This is a genomic window from Capnocytophaga sp. oral taxon 338 str. F0234 (assembly GCF_000192225.1).
Lineage (GTDB): Bacteria > Bacteroidota > Bacteroidia > Flavobacteriales > Flavobacteriaceae > Capnocytophaga.
Map to the genome: position 1 here is coordinate 2057732 of NZ_GL872413.1, position 21066 is coordinate 2078797.

Here is a 21066-nt window from a genome sequence, read left to right on the forward strand (position 1 = left end):
CTTAATAATTTCTTTTAGAAAAATAGCTATGAATACACTTACAATAACAGAAGAAGAAATGCTCCTAAGCAAAGATTACTCAATGGAAGAGCCTTCTATAAAGCTTTCAGAGGCCGAATTACACATTCTCAATGAAAGAATCAAAGAAGCAAAAGATAGTATTCTTAAATCTAATGAAGAAGTAATGAAAGGAGCAAGAGAGCTTATTGAAAAAATAACAATCTAAGAAGAGTTGTTATACTTCGCAATTACTCAATGTATTATCACTTTATTGAAGAAACACAAACTATTGAGATTCTATCTTTTTGGAACAACAGAAACAACCCCAAGAAGTTAAATCTCAATAGAATATAACTAAAAACTTAAAAAATGTACAGAACACATACCTGTGGAGCGCTTAACAGTGCTCACCTGAGTGAACAAGTAACCCTTAGCGGTTGGGTACAACGCATTCGTAACAAAGGGTTTATGATCTGGATAGACCTACGCGACCGCTATGGTATCACCCAGCTAATCTTTGATGAAGAACGTACTGACAAAGCGGTCTTTGAACAAGCCAAAACCCTCTCCCGTGAAGATGTGATTCAAATTCAAGGTACCGTCATTAAGCGTGAGGCTGTTAATGCCAATATCCCTACGGGGGAAATAGAAATCCTTGTTACAGCACTCACCCTGCTCAACCACTCGGAAGTACCTCCTTTTACCATTGAGGACAATACCGATGGGGGCGAAGACCTCCGTATGAAGTACCGCTACCTTGATATCCGCCGTACGCCTGTACGTGAAAACCTTATCTTCCGCCACAAGGTGGGTATGATGGTGCGCAACTACCTCTCTGCTCAAGGCTTTATAGAGGTGGAAACTCCTGTCCTCATTAAATCTACTCCAGAGGGGGCACGCGATTTTGTGGTGCCTAGCCGCATGAACGCTGGGGAGTTCTACGCCTTGCCACAATCCCCACAAACCTTTAAGCAGCTACTTATGGTAGGGGGACTTGACAAATACTTCCAAATCGTAAAGTGTTTCCGCGACGAAGACCTCCGTGCTGACCGCCAACCTGAATTTACTCAGATAGACTGCGAGATGTCTTTTGTAGAACAAGAGGATATTATCCAGACCTTCGAGGGCTTGGCCAAGCACTTGCTCAAAGAACTCAAAGGATTAGAGTTCGGCGCTTTCCCTCGTATGACCTACGCTGAGGCAATGAAGACGTATGGTAACGACAAACCCGATATCCGCTTTGGAATGAAGTTTGGCGAGCTCAACGACCTTGCACAGCACCGCGATTTCAAGGTGTTCAATGAGGCAGAATTGGTGGTAGGTATTGCCGTACCAGGGGCTAATAGCTACACCCGCAAGGAGATAGATGCCCTAGTAGAATGGGTAAAACGTCCACAAATAGGGGCTTCAGGCTTGGTATATGTAAAATGCAACGAAGACGGCACTTTCAAATCGTCTGTGGATAAGTTCTACAGCGAAGACGACCTCAAGGCATGGGCAGAACGTACAGGCGCCAAAGCAGGGGATCTTATCTGTATCCTCTCAGGCAAGGCCAACAAAGTACGCGGGCAACTCAGCGCCCTACGTATGGAACTAGCCGAGCGTTTGGGCTTGCGCAATCCCGATGTATATGCCCCACTATGGGTAGTGGATTTTCCTCTGCTTGAGTGGAACGAAGAGGAAAACCGCTTCTTTGCGATGCACCATCCTTTCACCTCGCCTAAGCCTGAGGATATTCCTTTGCTCGACACCGACCCAGGAGCTGTACGTGCCAATGCTTACGACCTTGTACTCAATGGCAACGAAGTAGGTGGTGGGTCTATACGTATCTTTGACCGCGAATTGCAAGCCAAGATGTTTGCCCTACTCGGCTTTACCCCTGATCAGGCACAGGCACAGTTCGGCTTCTTAATGAATGCCTTCCGCTATGGTGCTCCTCCTCACGGTGGTTTAGCGTTCGGCTTTGACCGATTGGTAGCATTGCTCGGAGGACAAGAAACCATACGCGACTTTATCGCCTTCCCTAAGAACAACAGCGGCCGAGATGTGATGATTGATGCACCTTCTCCTATTGATGAGGTACAACTTAAGGAACTCAATATTCAATTAGCAAATTAGAAAATTTGTCAATTAGCAAATAAAAGGCTGTCGTAAATTTTAGTTTGCGACAGCCTTTGTTGTTTTTAGTAATACGTTATTTTTCGTTGTGTTACTCGTGATATTAATTTTTCTTTTATTTTATCCTCCATATAAAGAATGCTTTTAATATAATTACCTTGTTTATCATAAGTATATTCATACCTGAGTTCTTGTTCTGGTTCAAGGAAGGGTTTCTTTCTAATAGTCTGAATATCACCCTCTTTATTATAAGTATATTCTCTTATATCTCCTAAAATCCCCTTTTTTTCCTCATAAATTATACGCCCTTTTGAGTCATATTTATAGATAGTTTCCTCCCCTAATTTAATTTCTGTCTTACTTATAGAGGAAATTTCTTTTATTTTTTGCCCTTTCTTGTTATACGTAATATGATAGTATTTATAAGAAGGGAGGACTACTGTGCCCCATATCTCTTCTATTACATTCCCTCTTTTATCATATTTATAACGATTTATATACTGTTTTTCATCTCCCGTATATTGAGTAATGGTTTTCTCTTTTATAGTTGTAGATAAGAGAATCTATTTCTGTATCTTCATATCTTCGTGTGCCTATAATATAACCTCCTTCGTCAAAATCAATAATAAGAGGAAGACCATTTACTGTACTGAAAAATGTATCTTCTCTTGGTGAAACAACAACCCTATCCGACTTCTTTGCAGAGCCATCTTCTGCATATTCATAGTAATCAAAGATCTCTTCCAATCGTTTTACTTTCCCACGCAAACCCAATAGCTCCCAATCTGTTTTTTTAAAGTGATTGCCTTGAAAATCTACCTGAACTGTTTTTTCTTGTTGATGGGGATTCTTTACATTTTTTTTCCCACAAGCAATCAGGCTAAGGCTTATCAATAAGAGAAACATAATATGTTTTTTCATAAGAGTCTTTTTGTATTCTGTGTGCAAATATAGCAACATTCGTCCAACTTACAAAACATTTTTTATTCCTTCCTATTTCTCCAATTTGGCAAAAATAGATTTTCTTCCCTAACTCATAAATATTTTGTTTTCTAAAAATAAAATACTACCTTTGCCATAGGAAAAAATCTTTACCTATGGGATATTATATGTTTGCTTATGGGGTAAATACTCCTGAGCTTCAGGCAACTTTTGCCTCTAAAAACGAAACCTTACTCGCTGAGGTTCAGAAGAATGAAATCTTCCAAAACTACGCCGAAGAAGATGATGATAATGAAACTACTAAGGCTCTTACCGATATCATCATGGGACGCCCCTTTGATGAGAAAAAGGGATATGCCTATGGGTATGCCTTTATCGGAATTTGCGCTACTTTAGGAAAGGAATTGCCCTTTACTCAAGAAATGAAGTTCTGGTACGAGACTGACCTTATCAACCGAACGCTCTCTGAGGACTATGATATAGAGATAGCAATAGACACGGAACTATTCCCCGAAGATCATTTTCACCCCTTTCCGTTACCTAAGATAGAAGACTTTCCTATGATAAGTCTCATTGACCAAGACCGACTGAAACATCTGGCTTCCCTCTTGGAGAAAGTCCATAAGACAAAGGAAGAAGTAGAAGCTATGATTGACGGAGAGGAGGAGGACGACGAAGAAAAGGGATTTGCTTACGAACATATTATGGGACTCAAGGAGAATATCGCATTCTGCCTTAGCAACCAATTAGATATGATAGCGTTCTGTCATTAATCATTATAATGTTTATACTATGAATCTTATTCTTAGAAATCAGCTTGATACGATCAGAACCCTTTGTGAGCGCTATAGGGTCAGGACATTATATGTCTTTGGCTCTGTATTGACCTCTGATTTTGATACTCATAGCGATATTGATTTGCTTGTAGATTTCTTAGACCAAGATGCATTACAATATACCTCTAATTATTTCCAATTCAAATTTGAATTAGAGACCTTATTCAATAGAAAAATTGATTTATTAGAAGAAAAGGCTTTAAAAAATCCCTATTTTATAGAAAATATCAACCAAAAAAAGCAACTTCTTTATGGATAATGAAATTAATACATGGCTCTATGATATTCTGAATGCTATTCATGAAATTGATAGCTTTATTGGCGATAATATAAGTTTTGAGATCTTTCAAGGTGATATACGAACCAAACGAGCCATTGAGAGAAATATTGAAATTATAGGAGAGGCTATGAATCGTATCCTAAAAAAGGATAGTAATATAAATATCTCCAATGCACGACAGATTGTAGATGTTCGTAATAGAATTATACACGGTTATGATTCTGTCTCTGACAATATTCTCTGGGCTATTGTTATACAATATCTTCCTATCCTACAAAAAGAAGTAAGTAATTTGTTACATGAATAACCTCTTTCACGATTATACTCCCACGGAATTCGAGGCGCAGGCCCTGGCGGTGTTCGCCTTTCAGTATCAGAACAATACTGTATATCAGCAGTTTTGTAACTATTTCGGCAAGACACCTAAGAGGGTACATACTCTTGAGGAAATTCCTTTCCTACCTATAGAGTTCTTCAAGAGTAAGGAGGTATATGCCGCTACTCAGCCTCCTGAGGAGGCCTTTACCAGCAGTGGTACCACAGGTAGCCAAACGTCCCGACACTTGGTACGCTCCCTTATGCTCTATAGGGAGAGTTTCCGAAAGGGATTTGCCCACTTCTATGGAAGGATAGAGGATTATATCTTTCTGGCACTGCTCCCCTCCTACTTGGAGCGCAAAGGTTCATCGCTTATCTATATGGCTGATGACTTGATTCACAATGCCCAAAAGGAAAGCGGCTTTTACCTCTACAACCAAGAGGAACTAGCTCAAAAACTCAAATCATGGGACACACAGGGGCGAAAAGTCTTCCTTATGGGGGTATCCTTTGCTCTCTTGGACTTGGTAGAGCAATACCAATTCTCGCTGAAAAACACCATTGTTATGGAGACAGGAGGCATGAAAGGACGGCGCAAGGAACTGATTCGTGAGGAGTTACACGAACTGCTGTGTAGGGGCTTTGGTACTGAAGTAATTCACTCCGAATATGGGATGACGGAGCTACTTTCCCAAGCCTATAGTCAAGGAAATGGGCTGTTCTACCCTGTACCTTGGATGAAAGTCCTAATCCGCGATAGCGAGGATGCTCTCTCTCCCTTACCTTATGGCAAAATTGGGGGGATTAATGTGATAGACCTTGCCAATTACTATTCCTGTAGTTTTATCGCTACTCAGGATTTGGGCAAAGCCTATCCCGATGGCTCCTTTGAGGTATTGGGGCGCTTTGATGCTGCGGATATTCGTGGCTGCAACTTATTAGTTTTACAAAATTAACCCTATGGAAAAATGGTTTTTCTCTCCTCAAGAAGCGGGTACCGATGAGGCGGGACGTGGCTGCTTGGCAGGACCTGTTACAGCAGCAGCGGTGATACTCCCTGAAGACTTCTATCACCCGTTGCTCAATGACTCCAAGCAGATGACCGAAAAGCAGCGCAACGAGCTACGTTCTATCATAGAGATGCAAGCATTAAGCTATGCTGTAGTACATCTTTCCCCCCAGCGGATTGACCAAATCAATATTCTCAATGCTTCTATAGAGGCTATGCAGCAGGCTTTGGACAAACTCTCCCTCACCCCTGAATTTATCGTGGTAGATGGTAATCGTTTTAAACCATACAAAGAGATTCCTTATTCTTGTCAAGTAAAGGGCGATGCACGTTTTATGCGTATTGCTGCCGCTTCGGTACTTGCCAAAACCCATCGCGATGCTTATATGGAATCACTTCATAAGCAATTCCCTATGTATCACTGGGATAAAAACAAAGGATACCCAACCCGTGAACACCGAGCAGCTATCCTTGAATTTGGTGCTTGTGAGTACCATAGAAAAACATTTCAACTCATTGATATTCAACTGAAATTTAATTTTTAACTACACTGTACGCTGGACAACCTCGAAGAGTTTCCCTGCATCGCACTTGATAGTTTTGGACGGGAACTTGAGTATCAGGGCGTAATCATGGGTAGCCATAAGTATAGAACGACCTGAGTCGTTGATCTCACGCATGACCTTCATGATCTCCACGCTGGTCTCTGGATCCAGGTTCCCTGTAGGCTCATCGGCAAGAATTAAATCTGGGTCATTAAGCAAAGCACGAGCGATCGCTATTCGTTGTTGTTCTCCTCCGGAGAGTTCATGAGGATGTTTTTGCAACTTAGTTTGCATTTTTACTTTCGTCAATACACTATTAATACGAGCCTCTATTTTTCTTTCATCTGTCCAACCTGTAGCACGTAAGACGAACTCAAGATTACCAAATACTGTCCTATCAGGAAGTAATTTAAAATCCTGGAAAACAACCCCTATCTTCCTCCTTAAGTAGGGAATTTCAGATTCTTTCAAGGTAGTGAGGTTGAAATCCACTGCCATTCCCGTTCCTTTTTTCAGAGGCAAATCTCCATAGAGTATCTTAAGTAAAGAGCTTTTCCCGCTTCCTGTCTTCCCTATCAGATATACAAATTCTCCTCGCTCAATGGTAAGATTTATATCACTGAGTATTAGATTTCTTCTCTGGAAAATAGAGACATCCTTGAGCTCCACTACTATTTTTCCCATTTGCTTTTCTTTTTACTAATTCATAAAAAATATTTTCTTAATCCTATACATACATTGCCTCTATTTCTTTGAAATAGTTTTTGTAAATATTCTTGCGCTTGAGCTTCAAAGTAGGAGTAAGTTCATTATTATTGATAGAGAAAGGAGTAGTAAGTAAGGTAAACTTCTTTATCTGCTCATAGGCAGCTAATCCTTGTTGCAAATTTTGTAGTCTTTTCTGGAAAAAATCCACAATTTGACTGTTTTTTATCAAATCAGAATAATTTTTATATTTTAGGTTAAGTGATTTGGCATACTCCACTAAAGCATCATAATTAGGTACTATTAAGGCAGATACATACTTACGAGCATCAGCAATGATAGCTATTTGCTCAATAAAGCTATCCTTTCCTACTTTTCCTTCTATTTGTTGAGGAGCTATATATTTACCATTAGAAGTCTTCATTAATTCTTTAATACGTTCCGTAATAAAGAGGTTTCCTTCTTTGTCCAGATATCCAGCATCTCCTGTACGGAAATAACCATCCGAAGTGAATGCTTTTACATTTTCTTCAGGATTATTATAATATCCTTTAGTAATAGAGCCTCCTTTAAGAAGAATTTCATTATTTTCTCCTATCTTAACCTCAATATTAGGAAGTACTGTTCCCACAGACTTAAGTTTGAATTTTATATCCCAGCAGGCAACTGTAGCTGTAGTCTCTGTCATTCCATAGCCAAGAGTTACATTTACTCCGATAGCACGAAAAAAGCGCCCTATAGAAGGTTCAAGAAGAGCCCCTCCACATGGAATCATCTGAATATTACCTCCAAGAGCCTCTTTTAGTTTCCTAAATACAAGCTTATCTGAAAAATTATAGAGTTCTTGCAATATAAAAGAAACTCTCTTTCCTTTTCTTTTTTGCTTAAGATGTATTTTAGCTGTTCTCGTCGCAAAGGAGAATATCATACGTTTGATTAGAGACTGCTTACCTACATTTTCATATATTTTTGTATATATTTTCTCCAAAAGACGAGGTACCACACACATATAATGAGGTTTCACCTCCTTAAGTGCCTCTGCTACACGGTTGGTATCATCCAAATAACAGTTAATTACTCCCTTGTGAAGTACGTATGCAAGCCACAATCGTTCATACACATGTGAGAGTGGTAGAAAGGACATAGATACATTTCCCTCCTTTACTGTTAGTCGCTCATCGTGATTAATAAGCTGATAAGCCACATTTTCATAATCTATGAGTACTCCTTTAGGTTTTCCTGTAGTTCCTGAAGTATAGATAATAGTATAAATATCCTGTAAATTACGTTGTGAAAAACGTTTTTTAAGTTCTTCAGTATATATTTCCTGATTAGGAATTGTTGTAAACTGTGATAATGTATTTACAAAAGGGAGAATTCCTTTTACAAGAGCTCCATTAAAAACAACTATTAATTCCAACTGAGGACATTTTTCCTTTATTTGTTGTATTTTTTCATATTGTTCTTTTTCTCCAATAAAAAGAATACGAATATTAGCATCATTTATAATATAAGATGCTTGATCAGCTGTATTTGTAGCATAGATAGGTACTGCACAGGCTCTCAGATGTGCTGCCGCCATATCCACCATAGTCCATTCAGGAGAGTTTGGTGCAAAAATTCCGATATTTTCTTGTATATCCACTTGGTGATGCAACAGAGCATAAGCAATCTGCTGTACTCTTTGGTTAAATAGTCTCCAAGAGGTAGCACACCATTGTCCATTTTCCCAGTGACGTATTGCATCACGATCTCCATAAAGAGCTGCTTGTGAGGCAAAACGAGTAACAAGGTGAAATTTTTCTAAATCCATTACAGTTAGTTTGCGTTTTTAAATAACAAAGTTAGTGTTTTTTTAGGATATAAATTCAAATAAAAAGTTAATATTTACCCCCCTAACAATAGCTTCCTCCTCATTTCCACTAACTACTTATGATATAGATTTATATAAAATAGGAGAGAATGAATAATCCTTCATTCTCCCCTTAAAATAATTTATTTTTTATACATTTGTGCGTAATATTCAAAGAAATAAGGAATGGTTTCTATTCCCTTAAAGAAATTAAATAATCCATAATGTTCATTAGGGGAATGTATAAGATCCGAATCAAAGCCAAATCCCATAAGAACCGATTTAGACCCCAATTCTTTTTCAAAGAGAGCTATAATGGGAATACTTCCTCCCTCAGGAGTAGGGATAGGACGTTTGCCAAAAGTAGTTTGCATCGCTTTTTCTGCAGCATGATAACCATCATTATCTATAGATATACCATAGGCGGGACCTCCTCCAAGAGAGGTTACCTTGACAGTTACTCCTTTAGGGGCTATCTGTGTAAAATATTCAGTAAAAAGGGCTGTAATTTCCTCCCAATCCTGGTCAGGGACTAAACGCATAGAGATTTTAGCAAATGCCTTACTTGGGATAATTGTCTTAGCACCCTCTCCTATATAACCTCCCCAGATTCCATTAACATCCAAAGAAGGACGAATTGTAGAACTTTCTATCACAGAATAACCTTTTTCTACTTGTACATCAGTCACCCCTATCCCTTTTTTATAATTCTCTAAAGAGAAAGGTATTTCTGCAAATAGTGCTCTTGTCTCTGGAGTAATCTCTTTTACCTTATCATAAAAATGAGGAATTGTAATATGGTTGTTCTCATCTTGGAGTTGGGCAATCATTTTAGAGAGCACATTCACTGGATTAGCCACTGCTCCTCCATACACACCTGAGTGCAAGTCTTTGTCAGGTCCTGTTACTTCTACTTCAAGGTAAGTAAGCCCTCGAAGGCTTACATTGATAGAAGGTGTATCTCGCGCTATAATTCCTGTATCAGAAATAAGAATAATATCATTTTTTAGTTTCTCTTGATTATTCTTAACAAACCAAGCCAAATTTTTAGACCCAATTTCCTCTTCTCCTTCAATCATAAACTTGATATTACAAGTAAGCTTTCCTTCTTTCACCATATACTCAAGGGCTTTTATATGCATAAACATCTGCCCTTTATCATCACAAGCACCACGAGCAAAAACAGCCCCTTCAGGATGATATTCCGTTTTCTTAATTACAGGGGCAAAAGGATTTGTATGCCACTGTTCTATAGGGTCAGCAGGTTGCACATCATAATGCCCATATACAAGTACCGTTGGAAGATTATCTCCTACATATTTTTCCCCATATACTACAGGATTTCCAGGTGTTTTACATACTTCCGCCTTATCACAACCTGCCTTAAGAAGAGCTTCCCTAAGCCACTGAGCAGTAGCCTCAATAGAAGGTTTGTATGCTGAATCTGCGCTCACAGAAGGCATACGTAATAAGTCAAATAATTCACTTACAAAGCGATCTTTATTTTGCTCAATGTAGTTTTTAATTTCCATGTTTTTCAACTCTAAATTATAAATAACGTTAAATTTATTATTTTTATTCCCATTCAATTGTTGCAGGGGGTTTAGAACTAATATCATATACCACTCGGTTAACTCCTTTTACCTTGTTAATAATCTCATTGGATACTTTTTGCAAAAAATCATAAGGTAAGTGTACCCAATCTGCAGTCATTCCATCAGCACTCTCCACAGCTCTTAGAGCTACACATTTCTCATAGGTACGCTCATCGCCCATTACTCCTACACTGTTAATTGGCAATAGAATTGCTCCTGCTTGCCATACTTTATCATAGAGATTATTAGCCTTGAGAGCATTGATAAATAAGGCATCAACTTCCTGAAGTATAGCTACTTTCTCTAAAGTAACATCCCCTAAGATACGAATGGCTAATCCAGGTCCAGGAAAGGGATGCCGACCTAAGAGTTCTGCTGGTATTGCCAAAGAGGCTCCCACACGACGTACTTCATCCTTAAAAAGTGTACGCAAAGGTTCTACAATCTTAAGGTTCATATAATCAGGTAAGCCCCCCACATTATGATGACTCTTAATAGTTGCCGATGGACCTTTGACAGAAACTGACTCAATTACGTCTGGGTAAATAGTTCCTTGAGCTAAGTAAGTAACGTTATTAATTTTATGAGCCTCTTTATCAAATACTTCTACAAATACCCGCCCTATAATTTTACGCTTTTGTTCAGGATCTGCAATTCCCGAAAGGGCTGAGAGAAACTCCTTAGAGGCATCCACCCCCTTTATATTAAGCCCCATCCCCTGATACTGTTGTAAAACACTTTCAAACTCACCTTTACGCAAAAGCCCATTATTAACAAAAATACAATGCAATTGGCTTCCAATAGCCCTATTAAGAAGTACTGCTGCTACTGTAGAATCCACCCCTCCTGATAGTCCTAATACTACCTTTTCCTTACCTACTTGCTTTTTGAGAGTTTGCACTGTAGCTTCTATAAAGTTATCTGGAGTCCAAGAAGGAATAATTTTAGCTATTTTAAATAGAAAATTCTCTAAAAGCTTTTTCCCATCTGTGGAATGATATACTTCAGGATGAAACTGAATAGCATAAGTAGGTTCCCCCTCAATACGATAGGCAGCATTAACCACATCCGGAGTACTAGCAAGGCAAACTCCTCCTATAGGAAGTCGCTTAATAGTATCACTATGACTCATCCATACTTGACTATTTTGTTGAATCCCTGTAAAAAGAGGTTCATCATCCTTAATAAATACTAAAGAAGCGCGTCCATATTCTCGTACATCAGAAGGAGCAACTTCTCCTTTGAAAAAATGTGCTAAATACTGTGCTCCATAGCATACTGCAAGCAATGGCACTTTACCACGAAAGGGGGAAAGGTCGATGTGAGGTGCATCGGTTGAGCGAACTGAATAAGGCGACCCAGAGAAAATAACTGCTGAGAAATCGGTTACACTTGGCAGATGATTATAAGGATGAATTTCACAATATACATTCAGTTCTCGCACTCTACGTGCTATAAGTTGGGTATATTGCGAACCAAAATCTAAAATAAGTACTTTATTCATTTTGAGTTTCGATTTTTGAGTTTTTAGTGACTATAAAATCATTTCTTTTTCAAATTAAAAATAATAGATAGCTCCCACCTGTACCACTAAATTATTCAATTCTGTCTGAAAAGGAGCTGATCCATAATAATCTGTATAATTATTAATACTTCCTCTACCTGATTTTACACGTGCTTCAAGACTCAATGAAGGAAGTATTGGCACTTCCACTCCTACAAGTCCTGCAACATCAAAAGTTTTAGGAGAAGGTACCTTATTATCCTTCTTTACTAAGAGGTCTGTGGTAAGTCCAGCGTCCAAGAAAAGATATTCAAACAAACGAAAATGGATGATATATCCCAAAGAGAGATACCCTAACGAATACCTTCCTCCATATTGTGTATTATAAGTAGCCTTATAATAAGAACCTTGTCCTGAATACATAAGTTCTAACTTACCACTAATAGAACGATCCGTACGTACTGTAAGGAGTGCTCCGGCATAGAAACTTGGGATATATGAAAAATCATCCTGCTGATAGAAAAAGCCTCTTGAAAAAGTAGAAAGAGAAAGCCCTGCTTTCGCTCCTATACGTATATTGCTCTCTTGGGCATTAACACTCATTAAAGAAGTCATTAGGAAGAAGAATAATAAATTTCTCATCTGGATAAATTTAACAAGTGGCAAAGATAATGATATAATATCAAAAATAAAAATAGTTTATAAAAAATGTTCTTGCAAAGGAAAAAAGAACTTAATTATTTGTATTTTTGCAATCCTAAAAAATATAGTCTTATGGATAATACTCCACGTACACACTATCATATTCTTATTCTTATTGCCGTAGCTCATTTTCTTAATGATTTATTGCAAGGAGTACTTCCTTCTATATATCCTGCCTTACAAAGCAAATTTGCTCTTTCTATGGCACAAGTAGGACTTATCACCTTCTGTTATCAACTTTCAGCATCCATTCTGCAACCTCTAGTAGGGACTTACACTGATAAGCATCCTATGCCTTATTCACAAGTAATAGGAATGAGCTTCAGTGCCTTAGGAATTGGATTGCTTTCCTATGCAAATAGTTATCACCTGATCTTGCTTTCAGTAATTTTTGTGGGTATAGGTTCCTCTATCTTTCATCCTGAATCCTCTCGTATCTCCTTCTTGGCATCTGGGGGAAAACGTTCCTTCGCTCAAGCCATCTTCCAATTGGGAGGAAATGCAGGAAGTGCTATTGCACCTTTATTTGTTATTTTAATTATTCTTTCAAGAAAGACAGTGAATGGTAGCCTTATAGAAGAAAACCATTTAGAGAATCTTATATGGTTTGTTCTGTTCCCTATGCTGGCTATTACCATTCTATTTTTCGTAGGCAGATGGCGCAAAAAACTCCTAAAACAATCACAAGCTCTAAATAAAAGAGAAATTCCTCTGCCAGACCTTACTCATGCACAGATACGTAATTCCATGATTATACTAATGTTCTTAGTATTCTCCAAGAATTTCTATACGGCAGGTATTAGTAATTATCTTCAGTTCTATACTATCCATAAGTTTGGTTTCACCAATGCACAAGCTCAAATATACCTATCCTATTACTTAGGGGCAGCGGCAGCGGGCACTCTCATTGGTGGCTTCTTTGGGGATAGAATAGGAAGAAAATTTATTATTTGGTTTTCCATTTTAGGAACAGCCCCTTTTGCATTGTGGTTACCTTACGCCAATGCTCACACAACAGCTACACTGGTGATACTTATTGGCTTTATCATTTCTTCTGCTTTTGCTTCAATATTAGTATACGCACAAGAACTACTCCCTAAGAAAATAGGCATGATTTCAGGAGTATTCTATGGCTTCGCTTTTGGCATGGGAGGATTAGCCTCTGCTATATTAGGCAAACTTATTGATATGACCAGTATAGAATTTGTATATAAGCTATGTTCTTATCTCCCCTTAATGGGACTTATTACCTATTTCTTACCCAACCTTAGAAAGGTAAAAATGAAAAACTATGAAAGATAAAAACAAAAAACGAAAAAAGGTAATAGGTAGGAGTTATTTTACCTATTACCTTTTACTTTTATACTCAAAAATTTAGTATCCAAAAAGTTCCTCTAAGGTTAATTTTTTAAGTTCTCCTATCTTTTGAAGTTCCTCCTTTGAAAGCTTCTTTTCAGAAGCTAATATTACATAAGTATAAGGCTTTTTAGAAAGATATTTGTCATGGAAAGCTTTTACTTGATCCATAGAAATCTTATCTATATTTTGATAAATGGATTTCCTAATATCCTCATTAAGACCTAATTCCCTTGCATTCAAATAGGTATATATAATATTATCCTGAGTAATACGCTCTGTCTGGATATCTTTTTTAAGTTGGGCTTTTGTCAGATTGAGATTTTCAGGTAATTCAGGCATGGTAGTAAGTAGATCATTCATAGTTGAGATAGCTTCTTTCAGTTTATCAGCTTGGGTCCCCACATACGCTAACATATAGTATTTTTCAGTTTTCTTTCTTGGAGTTCTATACATACCATAAGTACTATAAGCCAACGCTTTACTTTCACGGATGGTTTGAAATACTAAAGACCCCATACTACCTCCAAAGTAATTATTGAATACTTTTATTATCGTACTTTCATTAGGGTTATAAGGGACTGTATTCCTTATCCAACGTGTTTCGGCTTGCACCATTTCATAATCTGTAAAAAGTACTTGATTTTTAGTTTGCTCTACTTGCTTGAATTCTCGTGCAGGGGCTACTTTAGCGAACTGTGTGGGAACCTTATGTAACTTACTAAGTTTAGAGGTTAGTTCCTTAAGAGAAGCAGGGCCATAGTAAAGTACTATTTGCTCTACATTGTTAAGATTCTTAAGCCTATCCACTAATTCCTGTGCAGTAGTAGCCTCAATTTCTGCATTAGAAAGGGTATGATTATACTTATTTTTAGCTCCATACAAGGCATAACTTGTAAGAGCTTGCATAATCTGATTCCTGCTTGCTTTAGCATCGGAACGGGATTTTTGAATTCTTGCCTTAAGTGACTGTAGAACCTCATTATCTGCCTTAGCATTAAGTACCAAATCCTCATAAAGTTTTACAGCAGCTTCGAAATTCTCTTGTAATCCTTCAATACTTACAAAGGTATATTCTTCTCCTGTATATACTCTGAAACTAGAGGCTATTTTATAGAATTCTTTAGAGATTTGTTCCGCTGATTTCTTATCCGTTCCTAAGAATTGGATATACTGAGAAGCCAAACTCATCTTAAGATCATTAAATGTTCCTATTTTATATCGAAAATTCAATCGATAGAGTTGATTTTCCTTGTTTTGAACATAGAACACTTCAGCTTTACCTAATTTGGATTTCTGTATATCTTTATTAAAATCCAAGAATACAGGAGATACAGGAGTACTTGGCATCTCTTTAATCATCTTCACAAAAGCAGATTGCTTATCTGCATTGGTTTCCACGGGCGTAATAGTTGGTTTTTCAATTTTTTCCACATCAGTACGCTCTCCCTTATGCTTATAAACGGCTACATAATTATTTCCAAGATACTTATTAGCAAATGCTACAATATCCTGTTTAGTTATTTTAGATAAATCATTTACATAAGCTACTTGATTTCTCCAGTCCAATTTTCCTGTAAAAGCCCCCATAAGCATATCCGCCCTACTTCCATAGGACTCTGTCTCTTGGACTTTTCGTTTTTTTAGATTATTGACAATAGAAGGGATTAAATCATCATCAAAATTACCCTTTTTAAGGTTATCTATCTCATTTATTAATAACTTTCTCACCTCTTCCAAGGATTGTCCCCGCAAAGGAGATGCTGATATATATAATAAGCCATGATCAATTAGCAAGTAAGTAAAAGCACTAGCATTCAATAATTTTTGCTTTTTTACCAAATTGAGGTCAATAAGCCCAGCCTTCCCATTAGTGAGAATAGAGCCTACCAAATTAGCCAATATAGCATCTTTTTCTTGATTACTTGGTAAGCGGAAAGCAATAGTTACATTCTCAGCATCAGGACCTGTCACATCCTTAATAACAGGAGTTGTGATCGCATCTTCTTGCTCAAAAGTATATTGGGGTACTTCTTTAGCTTTCATATAGGAGAAAGCCTTATCTATCTTAGCAATTGCAATATCTGGATTAAAATCACCGGAAAGTATAATTGCCATATTATTAGGTACATAATAAGTATTAAAATATTTGCGGATTTCTTTTAAAGAGGGATTCTTAAGATGTTCCACTGTTCCGATGGTCGTTTGTTGTCCATAATTATGTTTTTTAAATAAATTGGATAGCAATGTTTCTAATACCAATCGATCATCACTATCTAAGGATCGATTTTTCTCCTCATAAACAGCCTCCAATTCAGTATGGAAGATACGAAATACAGGATTTCGGAAACGTTCTGCTTGCACTGCAATGTACTTATCTAAAGCATTAGCAGGAATGTCATCCATATAGACAGTTTGTTCAAATGACGTAAAGGCATTAGTTCCTTGTGCTCCCATAGCGGACATCAGCTTATCATATTCATTAGCAATAGCATACTTACTTGCTATCCCCGAAACCCTATCTATCTCTTTATAAATTTCTTTGCGCTGAGCAGGGTCCTTGGTCTTATTATACTTCTCATATAAAGCATCAATTTTATCAAGTTCTACTTTCTCTTTCGCCCAATCAAGAGTCCCATATTTATCAGTACCTTTGAAAAGCAGATGTTCCAAATAATGAGCAAGACCTGTATTGGTAGCTGGGTCTGTTTTACTTCCAGCCTTTACAGCTACGTAACATTGAATACGAGGTTCTTTATTAGTTGGGCTTAAAATAACAGTGAGTCCATTCTTTAGTGTATAAAACCTTGCATTAGTAGGATCATTGGTTACATATTTGTAAGTATATCCCCCACTCTGAGCTTCTTTCCATTGATAAGATTGCCCAAAAGTAGTAAGCGATGTTGCTATCGCAGAAATCCCTAAAAACAAATTTCTTTTCAACATATTTTAAAATTAATTTAAGAGGACAAAGATAAGAATTTTTTTCAATATTTTCAATAAAAAAAGTATTTTTTTGTCTCATCAATTCAATCCCTAAAAGAAGATTTTCTACCAAAATAACATGCTTATTTATTTTTTTTTAGTAACTTTGCCTTTTTATTCAGTATAAGTAGTTCACAATGAATGTACCTAAAATAGCTGTTATTGGACTTGGATATGTAGGCTTACCATTGGCTCGTCTCTTTGCTACACGCTATCCTGTGATAGGATATGATAAAAAGCATTCTCGTATAGAAGCCTTAAGAAAAGGAGAGGACACTACCCTTGAGGTAGATTCTGTTCTTTTACATGAAGTTTTAATAAATAAAAATCCTACTTCTACGGAGGAAAAGGGACTTTTCTGTACATCTGATCCTGATGAATTGGCTTCTTGTAATTATTTTATAGTTACAGTTCCAACTCCTGTGGATATACACCATCGTCCTTTGCTTACCCCCCTATATTCTGCAAGTGAAATAGTAGGAAAATATCTAAAGAAAGGTGCTATAGTTATCTATGAATCCACTGTTTACCCCGGTTGTACAGAAGAAGAATGTGTTCCCATTCTGGAGAAGGCATCAGGGCTTACTTTTAATAAAGATTTCTTTGTAGGATACTCTCCTGAACGTATTAATCCCGGAGATAAAGTGCATACTGTAGAACATATCCTAAAAATCACTTCTGGATCCACTATTGAAACAGCTCAAAAGGTGAACGCTCTATATCAATCAATTATAGAAGCAGGCACTCACTTAGCTCCTACGATTAAAGTAGCTGAAGCAGCAAAGGTTATTGAGAATTCTCAGAGAGATATTAATATAGCCTTTGTAAATGAATTAGCTAAGATATGTAACATCTTAAATATTGACGTAAGAGCTGTTTTGGAAGCAGCAGGTACCAAATGGAATTTTCTCAAATTCTCACCTGGATTGGTGGGTGGTCATTGTACAGGAGTTGATCCTTACTACTTAGCTCAAAAGGCACAAGAGGTTGGTTATCACCCTGAGATTATTTTGGCTGGTCGAAGAATGAATGATTCTATGGGGAAATATGTTGCTGACCAAGTAATTAAACTCATGATAGAGAGAAATATACCTATCAATGGAGCTCATATTTTAGTTTTAGGAATTACTTTTAAAGAAAATTGTCCAGATGTTCGTAATACAAAAGTTACGGATGTAGTTCGCCAGTTAGAGTCCTTCCATACACAAGTAACTGTGTATGATCCTTGGGCAAGTCCTGAAGATGTATGGGAGGAACATCAAATACATTCTCACCCCTCTCTTCCCATAGAAGAATATGATGCCATCGTGCTTGCTGTGGCTCACAGAGAGTTCTTATCTATACCTTGGAAAAAAATAAGAAAGACTCATAGCGTAATTTATGATGTGAAAGGAATATTGCCTGATGCAGATAAATACTTATAATAAAAAGAGAAATTGCTATGCCTCTATCCTAACTTCTGCAAGATGAACTATATGAGTAACCACTTCTTCAATTGTTGTGTATGAATTATCTATCTCTATTGCATCAATAGCTTTTATTAGAGGGGATTCTGATCTATGGGAATCCTGATAATCTCTCTTCTGGATATTTTGTAATACCTCCTCGTAGGTTGTAGATTCTCCTTTTGCTTGAAGTTCAAGAAATCTTCTTTGAGCACGTATCTCTTCAGAGGCAGTCATAAATATTTTAAGTTCAGCATGAGGAAAAACCACAGTTCCTATATCACGTCCGTCCATAACAATACCTTTTTCTATTCCCATCTTACGCTGTAAAGCAACTAAATATGTACGCACTTCTTGAATTCTTGCTATTTCGCTTACAAAGTTTGCCACTTGTATTCCTCTAATTTCTTTTTCTATATTTTCATCATTAAGATATAATTCTGACAATTTCAAAGCAGGATTATAAATAAAATTAAATGTGCTTTGGGATAGTGCTTCTATAAGAGCTTTCTCTTGAATATGAATTACACTATTTATTGTAGTGATGAAACCTCTTCTAAGAGCTAAAAGAGTAGCTGCTCTATACATTGCCCCTGTATCAATATATATATAGTGTAAAATATTGGCAATACGTTTGGCAATAGTACTTTTCCCTGTAGAGGAGTATCCGTCAATAGCTATAATTATTTTTTTCATAATAACCTATAAAAAATAACTTACCAAAAAACAAGAAATGAATTTTGGCAAGTTATAGCAATAAAGTATGATTTTTATCTATTAGTCATTTCATTAGAAGAATTTGCTTTCCGCTTCTGCACGAATTTTTCGGATAAGAAGCTTTGCTAATCCTATATTAGCCGTATCATCAAGAATAACATGATCTAAAATTTTCTTACTTTGCAAGAGACCTATTAAATGTGTTTGTCCTTCATATACCAAACATACATCATCTACACTCTTATTTGATAATCCCTCTGTATTCTCAAAAGAAAGTATAGCATTTCTAAAAATTTCTACTTGATAAGAACTTGCCAGACGATTATCAACCCCCTCACGCGACTTATAAGCTAAAATAGAACCATCAAGAGTGCTTACTAATGATACAGAAATAGTTCCTCCTACATTGGTAAAAAGTTGCTGTGCATATTCATCTAAAAATTGTTCTATCATTTCTCTTAACTAAAAAATAATTTTCTAAAATGACTTTCTTTTTTAGGTGCTTCTTTAGTTACTTCAGGATAAAGCTCATTTTGTACCTCATCAAAAGTAACTACCTTAGTCATTGCCTCATAGCACTGCTTATGTATAATACTAAGGATACCATAGTTGACTTTGGTTGCATCGGTAATAATATGTATCAGGTAATCAAAATCTTTGGATACATATATGACATGTATCTGCTCATTATTTGAGATAGTAATCTCTCGGAGAGAGTCTTCATGGATATTATCAATATATCTAATTTCTTGAAGTGCATTCTTAGCAATTTCAGCCTCAAACTTTGCTGTGGCAGAATAATCTAATCCACTAAATGATTGATTATAAAGTATCTCTCCGTGTTCTGTTCCTATAAAACTAACAGAAAGTATTCCAGAGAGTTGAGCTCCTATTTGCTCTGTATATCTTTTAAATTCATCTAAAATCATACTTCTTAATTTTAATTAGGTTATAACTCTTCGCAAAACTACGATGTTTTTCTCTAAAATACAACTTTTAACTATAATTTTTTCATCAACAAAATAAATATCTTTGTTAATACCATATTTAATTAATTGATAATAAATAAAGTATATTTCTCATCAAAACATTTTTTGTTAATAAATAATTAGAATCCAAAGATTCTAGCATCTTCTTTATTTTGTTTGTCCCTTGCCTTCTTCTTCTCAATGTACTCAATATCCTTATATCGGTCATAGAAACGATAGGATATGCCTATTCCTCCCAGATATCGAGTAGGAGTTGTTTTCCAGCTTGCTCCTACAGAAGCATTTATTTGAAATCTTTCATCAATAAGATAGGTAGCCCCCATTCTTATTAAAGAATCCTTGTAATAATCACTAGTAATTCCTTCATTCTCCAAAAATATACTCCATCTATCATCATACAGATTATGAGTAAGTGTAAAAATATAACTATATTGGGCATGTATTGATGCCATATTATTTCCTACTAAGTTCAATACCAAAGCTACTTCCTGTAAGGGGTGACTCTGTAAAGCTATAATTGCTTTAGGAGTAAAAGCCGCATAGCTATCATTCATCAACTCATATAAATAACGATTTTTTTCTAATACATTTATACCAAAATAAAGAGATATTGCAGGAATTAACTTTTTCCAGCGAAATTCCGCATTTGCCTTCCAACTGTATATATTTTTATTACTAAGAAATAGAGGGTCATAGAAAAGATATTTCACTCCAATGGTATTCCGTTGGAACCCCAATCTGCTTTCAGAAATTCCTTCTGTTGAACGATTGCTATAGAGGAATGTACCATCTCCAACTATCTCAAATTGATCACGCCATACTCCATAGCGTACCATATAATTAAGCCCTATGTTGTCCTGAGAAATATCAAGTAACTCATGCTTATTCGTTTCATAAAAAATATCTGTCTCCATTTGAGCCACTTTTCTTCCTACAGCATAAGCTCCCATAGAACGACCTGGTTTATTGGAGTTAATAATATCTGTATACTGAGCACTCGCTACATTTGTTAACATCAGTAGGAAGAAAAAAAACAATATCTTTCTCATAAATCTTCTCTTTAAAAAATATCTTAGAATTAGTTCTTTCACTTTATATCAAGGCACAAAATTAAAAAAAATATCCTAAAAATCAAGTCTTTTATTATTTTAATTTTACCATAAGTTAA

At 36.6% G+C, this 21066-nt stretch carries 20 protein-coding genes; 9 read left to right on the top strand and 11 right to left on the bottom strand.

Going from position 1 to position 21066, the window contains the following annotated elements:
* Window positions 1-28 precede the first annotated feature (28 nt).
* Both HMPREF9071_RS12555 and aspS read left to right on the top strand, forming a co-directional pair.
* A complete protein-coding gene (locus HMPREF9071_RS12555; RefSeq protein ID WP_009746375.1) occupies window positions 29-226 on the top strand; it encodes a hypothetical protein in 198 nt (65 codons plus the stop codon).
* A 143-nt stretch (window positions 227-369) separates the two neighbouring features.
* Window positions 370-2118, top strand: coding sequence for an aspartate--tRNA ligase (gene aspS / locus HMPREF9071_RS09310; protein WP_009746376.1), 1749 nt, complete (start codon window positions 370-372; stop codon window positions 2116-2118).
* A gap of 507 nt (window positions 2119-2625) precedes the next feature.
* Here the strand turns inward: aspS and HMPREF9071_RS09315 are convergent.
* Complete coding sequence (locus HMPREF9071_RS09315) at window positions 2626-3039, bottom strand: hypothetical protein (protein WP_040358090.1); 414 nt, start codon at window positions 3037-3039, stop codon at window positions 2626-2628.
* A gap of 176 nt (window positions 3040-3215) precedes the next feature.
* On the opposite strand from HMPREF9071_RS09315, the gene HMPREF9071_RS09320 reads away from it, so the two are divergent.
* The 5 genes from HMPREF9071_RS09320 to HMPREF9071_RS09340 are packed head-to-tail and all read left to right on the top strand — an operon-like array spanning window position 3216 to window position 6048.
* A complete protein-coding gene (locus HMPREF9071_RS09320) occupies window positions 3216-3833 on the top strand; it encodes a hypothetical protein (protein WP_040358091.1) in 618 nt (205 codons plus the stop codon).
* A gap of 19 nt (window positions 3834-3852) precedes the next feature.
* Window positions 3853-4155 carry a nucleotidyltransferase family protein gene (locus tag HMPREF9071_RS09325; protein WP_009746379.1) on the top strand — a complete coding sequence of 101 codons (303 nt, stop codon included), beginning with the start codon at window positions 3853-3855 and terminating at the stop codon, window positions 4153-4155.
* Window positions 4148-4483: a DUF86 domain-containing protein gene (locus tag HMPREF9071_RS09330; RefSeq protein WP_009746380.1), complete on the top strand. Its 336-nt coding sequence runs from the start codon at window positions 4148-4150 to the stop codon at window positions 4481-4483. Before HMPREF9071_RS09325 ends, HMPREF9071_RS09330 begins: the two co-directional genes overlap by 8 nt.
* On the top strand, window positions 4476-5450 hold the full coding sequence (locus HMPREF9071_RS09335; RefSeq protein WP_009746381.1) for an acyltransferase: 975 nt from the start codon (window positions 4476-4478) through the stop codon (window positions 5448-5450). Before HMPREF9071_RS09330 ends, HMPREF9071_RS09335 begins: the two co-directional genes overlap by 8 nt.
* 4 nt (window positions 5451-5454) lie before the next feature.
* Window positions 5455-6048, top strand: a complete 594-nt coding sequence (locus tag HMPREF9071_RS09340) for a ribonuclease HII (RefSeq protein ID WP_009746382.1) — start codon at window positions 5455-5457, stop codon at window positions 6046-6048.
* On the opposite strand, the gene HMPREF9071_RS09345 is transcribed toward HMPREF9071_RS09340, so the two are convergent.
* The 5 genes from HMPREF9071_RS09345 to HMPREF9071_RS09365 form a co-directional block, all read right to left on the bottom strand.
* Window positions 6049-6732 carry a cell division ATP-binding protein FtsE gene (locus tag HMPREF9071_RS09345; protein ID WP_009746383.1) on the bottom strand — a complete coding sequence of 228 codons (684 nt, stop codon included), beginning with the start codon at window positions 6730-6732 and terminating at the stop codon, window positions 6049-6051. It lies immediately after the preceding gene.
* A gap of 43 nt (window positions 6733-6775) precedes the next feature.
* Complete coding sequence (locus tag HMPREF9071_RS09350; RefSeq protein ID WP_009746384.1) at window positions 6776-8566, bottom strand: long-chain fatty acid--CoA ligase; 1791 nt, start codon at window positions 8564-8566, stop codon at window positions 6776-6778.
* A gap of 182 nt (window positions 8567-8748) precedes the next feature.
* A complete protein-coding gene (locus HMPREF9071_RS09355) occupies window positions 8749-10137 on the bottom strand; it encodes a dipeptidase (RefSeq protein WP_040358518.1) in 1389 nt (462 codons plus the stop codon).
* Window positions 10138-10180: 43 nt separating this feature from the next.
* Window positions 10181-11704: a glutamine-hydrolyzing GMP synthase gene (gene guaA / locus HMPREF9071_RS09360; RefSeq protein ID WP_009746386.1), complete on the bottom strand. Its 1524-nt coding sequence runs from the start codon at window positions 11702-11704 to the stop codon at window positions 10181-10183.
* A gap of 54 nt (window positions 11705-11758) precedes the next feature.
* Window positions 11759-12346, bottom strand: coding sequence for an outer membrane beta-barrel protein (locus tag HMPREF9071_RS09365; RefSeq protein ID WP_040358092.1), 588 nt, complete (start codon window positions 12344-12346; stop codon window positions 11759-11761).
* 132 nt (window positions 12347-12478) lie between these two features.
* Here HMPREF9071_RS09365 and HMPREF9071_RS09370 point away from each other — a divergent pair, with 132 nt between their 5' ends.
* Window positions 12479-13708 carry an MFS transporter gene (locus HMPREF9071_RS09370; protein ID WP_040358093.1) on the top strand — a complete coding sequence of 410 codons (1230 nt, stop codon included), beginning with the start codon at window positions 12479-12481 and terminating at the stop codon, window positions 13706-13708.
* 72 nt (window positions 13709-13780) lie between these two features.
* On the opposite strand, the gene HMPREF9071_RS09375 is transcribed toward HMPREF9071_RS09370, so the two are convergent.
* Entirely contained in the window at window positions 13781-16708 is a 2928-nt protein-coding gene (locus HMPREF9071_RS09375) for a pitrilysin family protein (protein ID WP_009746389.1), read from the bottom strand.
* Window positions 16709-16884: 176 nt separating this feature from the next.
* Between HMPREF9071_RS09375 and HMPREF9071_RS09380 the strand changes: the two genes are divergently transcribed.
* Window positions 16885-18171 (top strand): nucleotide sugar dehydrogenase, encoded by a 1287-nt coding sequence (locus HMPREF9071_RS09380; protein ID WP_009746390.1) that lies wholly within the window; start codon window positions 16885-16887, stop codon window positions 18169-18171.
* Window positions 18172-18186: 15 nt separating this feature from the next.
* Here HMPREF9071_RS09380 and cmk read toward each other — a convergent pair whose 3' ends face one another.
* From cmk to HMPREF9071_RS09400, 4 genes are all read right to left on the bottom strand, one after another.
* Window positions 18187-18888: a (d)CMP kinase gene (gene cmk, locus HMPREF9071_RS09385; RefSeq protein WP_009746391.1), complete on the bottom strand. Its 702-nt coding sequence runs from the start codon at window positions 18886-18888 to the stop codon at window positions 18187-18189.
* A 93-nt stretch (window positions 18889-18981) separates the two neighbouring features.
* On the bottom strand, window positions 18982-19362 hold the full coding sequence (locus tag HMPREF9071_RS09390; protein ID WP_009746392.1) for a hypothetical protein: 381 nt from the start codon (window positions 19360-19362) through the stop codon (window positions 18982-18984).
* Window positions 19363-19367: 5 nt separating this feature from the next.
* Complete coding sequence (locus tag HMPREF9071_RS09395) at window positions 19368-19838, bottom strand: hypothetical protein (RefSeq protein ID WP_009746393.1); 471 nt, start codon at window positions 19836-19838, stop codon at window positions 19368-19370.
* A gap of 179 nt (window positions 19839-20017) precedes the next feature.
* Entirely contained in the window at window positions 20018-20947 is a 930-nt protein-coding gene (locus HMPREF9071_RS09400; protein WP_009746394.1) for a transporter, read from the bottom strand.
* Window positions 20948-21066: the final 119 nt, after the last annotated feature.